Here is a 2244-nt window from a genome sequence, read left to right on the forward strand (position 1 = left end):
TTAATTTTCAATATTACAGGTGTACTCCGTCTTTAGTATGATTTTTATATGTTTTTAGACAATTTTAGCTCATTTTTTCTACTTCTTTTCTCTTGAATACTTTTGAATTAGTTTTTCTTCTCATTTATCTCTATTTTTTCTCATTTCCATAAATTTTGAAATTCCTAAATATAAATAAGGTAGATTTGAGAACAAATGGTTCATATTTGATCTTTAATAAGGATAAAAATTTTAAGGTCGTAACAGATAAGGATAATCTAATCAAAAAGCCTTGGACAAAAGTTTTTTAATCAATCATTCTTCTTATCTTTACACAAAAGCTTTTTTTGTGTATACACAACTGTATTGATGTAATTATTTTAACTATTTATGGCAGTAAAAATTAGGTTAGCAAGAGCTGGAGCAAAAAAGAAACCTTACTATAAGTTAGTAGTGGCTAATGCTGACGCACCAAGAGATGGTAAATTTTTAGAGAAGGTTGGCACTTATGATCCAATGCTACCTAAAGATGACGAAAACAGGGTAGTCCTAGTTCAGGATAGAATTAAATATTGGATGTCGGTTGGAGCACAGCCTACTGAAAGAGTTGAGAAATTTCTTGAAAAAGCAAAGCTGATCAAAGCCAGTGTTAAAAGAATTATAAAAAAACCTATAACTCAAACAGAAACTGCTGAGGCTAAAACTGTAAAAGCTACTGAAACCAAGGAAAATAAAGAAGTACTAAGTACTGAGAATAACTAGTACTTATCAGCGCATATACATTTCTTTTACATAAATCAACGTTAACGTAATGTGGCAAGTTAACATATTAACATTATTCCCTGAAATATACCCAGGTCCACTGAAATTTTCCACTCCTGGCAAAGCTATGGATGCAAAATTTTGGGAGTTGAACACAAAAAATATTAGAGATTTTGCAACAAACAAACATAAAACAGTGGATAACACTCCATTTGGAGGAGGTGGTGGCATGCTTTTAAGAGCCGATGTACTTGGCGTAGCTATTGAAAAATTTTTTATACCAAACGGCTTCCCAATAATATACCTGTCACCAAAAGGAAATTTACTGAATCAAAATATAGCAAAATCAATAGTAAAGTCTGATAAAGGTATAAATATTTTATGTGGTCGCTTTGAGGGTATTGACGAAAGAGTTATAAAAGAGTATAAGATACAAGAAGTTAGCGTAGGTGACTACGTTTTGTCTTCTGGAGATATAGCTTCTTTTGCTTTTATTGATTGCTGCTTAAGATACGTACCAGGATATGTTAGTAATGAAGATTCTCTACAGGATGAAAGCTTCGGAGAAGGTCGTTATAAATACCTTTTAGAATATCCGCACTACACAAAACCTTTAGTGTGGAAATCTAATAAAGTGCCTGAAGTTTTAGTTTCAGGGAATCATAAAAAAATTTTTGAATGGAGACTAAATCAGGCCGAAGAAATTACAAAAAATAGGAGACCTGATTTATGGACAAAATATTTAAATGGAGTTGAAAAATGAACTTAGCTGAAAAGTACATAGAAAAGCAAATATCCTCGCTTATGAAAATTAAAGATATACCAGATTTCAGGCCTGGAGATGTAGTAAAAGTTCATAACAAAATTGTTGATGAAAGTAACGAAAGAATCCAGATATTCGAAGGAGTATGCATTGCTAGAACAAATAGTAAATTAGGCTCTACATTCAAAGTTAAAAAAATTAGCTGTGGCATGTGTTTCGAAAAAACATTTCCTCTTTACTCTCCTTTAGTAACTAAAATTGAGCTATTGAGAAGAGGTAAGGTTAGAAGAGCAAAATTGTATTATATGAGAGAATTAGTTGGTAAAGTAGCTAGAATTAAAGAAAAAAGAGACTTATCACACATAAAATCTGCAAAAAAAACAACCTGAGTAGGGTCAAGAGCCAATCATTTTTTTTGTGTAAGTTAAATTATTTTTGTTGCTAAATCACACTTAAATTTTCCGTGTAAAATTTTGAATTGGTTAAAGGCCAACATGTAATCATAAATAGCTATATAATTCCTTTTTTATAAGCGCCTTTAAGTGCGAAGATAAACAACCTTCTGAATTGATTTGCAATCAAAAAAATGCCCTCATTTTTAATAATTTTCATAACTTAAAGACCATTGCATAATAGGCAGAAAGAAACATATATGATAGAATGAAAAGATAAGTACATACGAAAGAGGAGGCAAAATGTCATTTTTAGTAAGAGAAGCAGAAGAACGTATAGAGAAGAGT

3 protein-coding genes are annotated in these 2244 nt (G+C 31.1%); all 3 read left to right on the forward strand.

The genetic code is table 11. From position 1 onward, the window contains the following. Nucleotides 1-369 precede the first annotated feature (369 nt). From rpsP to rplS, 3 genes are read left to right on the forward strand one after another with little or no spacing between them, the layout of a single operon-like run. Nucleotides 370-741 (forward strand): 30S ribosomal protein S16, encoded by a 372-nt coding sequence (gene rpsP, locus L8D11_RS05025; RefSeq protein ID WP_236870576.1) that lies wholly within the window; start codon nt 370-372, stop codon nt 739-741. Between the two features lie 49 nt (nt 742-790). Further along, the gene (gene trmD, locus L8D11_RS05030; RefSeq protein ID WP_236870577.1) at nt 791-1504 is read left to right on the forward strand and encodes a tRNA (guanosine(37)-N1)-methyltransferase TrmD; all 714 of its coding nucleotides are present in this window, start codon (nt 791-793) and stop codon (nt 1502-1504) included. After that, entirely contained in the window at nt 1501-1893 is a 393-nt protein-coding gene (gene rplS / locus L8D11_RS05035; protein WP_236870578.1) for a 50S ribosomal protein L19, read from the forward strand. Before trmD ends, rplS begins: the two co-directional genes overlap by 4 nt. The last annotated feature ends 351 nt before the right edge of the window (nt 1894-2244 follow it).

The organism is Candidatus Bandiella numerosa (genome assembly GCF_021811875.1).
Taxonomy (GTDB): Bacteria; Pseudomonadota; Alphaproteobacteria; order Rickettsiales; family Midichloriaceae; genus Aquirickettsia; species Aquirickettsia numerosa_A.

Coding starts and splice junctions, on each gene's coding strand:
- rpsP (WP_236870576.1), top strand. CDS start 370: ATGGCAGTAAAAATTAGGTTAGCAAGAGCTGGAGCAAAAAAGAAACCT.
- rplS (WP_236870578.1), top strand. CDS start 1,501: ATGAACTTAGCTGAAAAGTACATAGAAAAGCAAATATCCTCGCTTATG.
- trmD (WP_236870577.1), top strand. CDS start 791: ATGTGGCAAGTTAACATATTAACATTATTCCCTGAAATATACCCAGGT.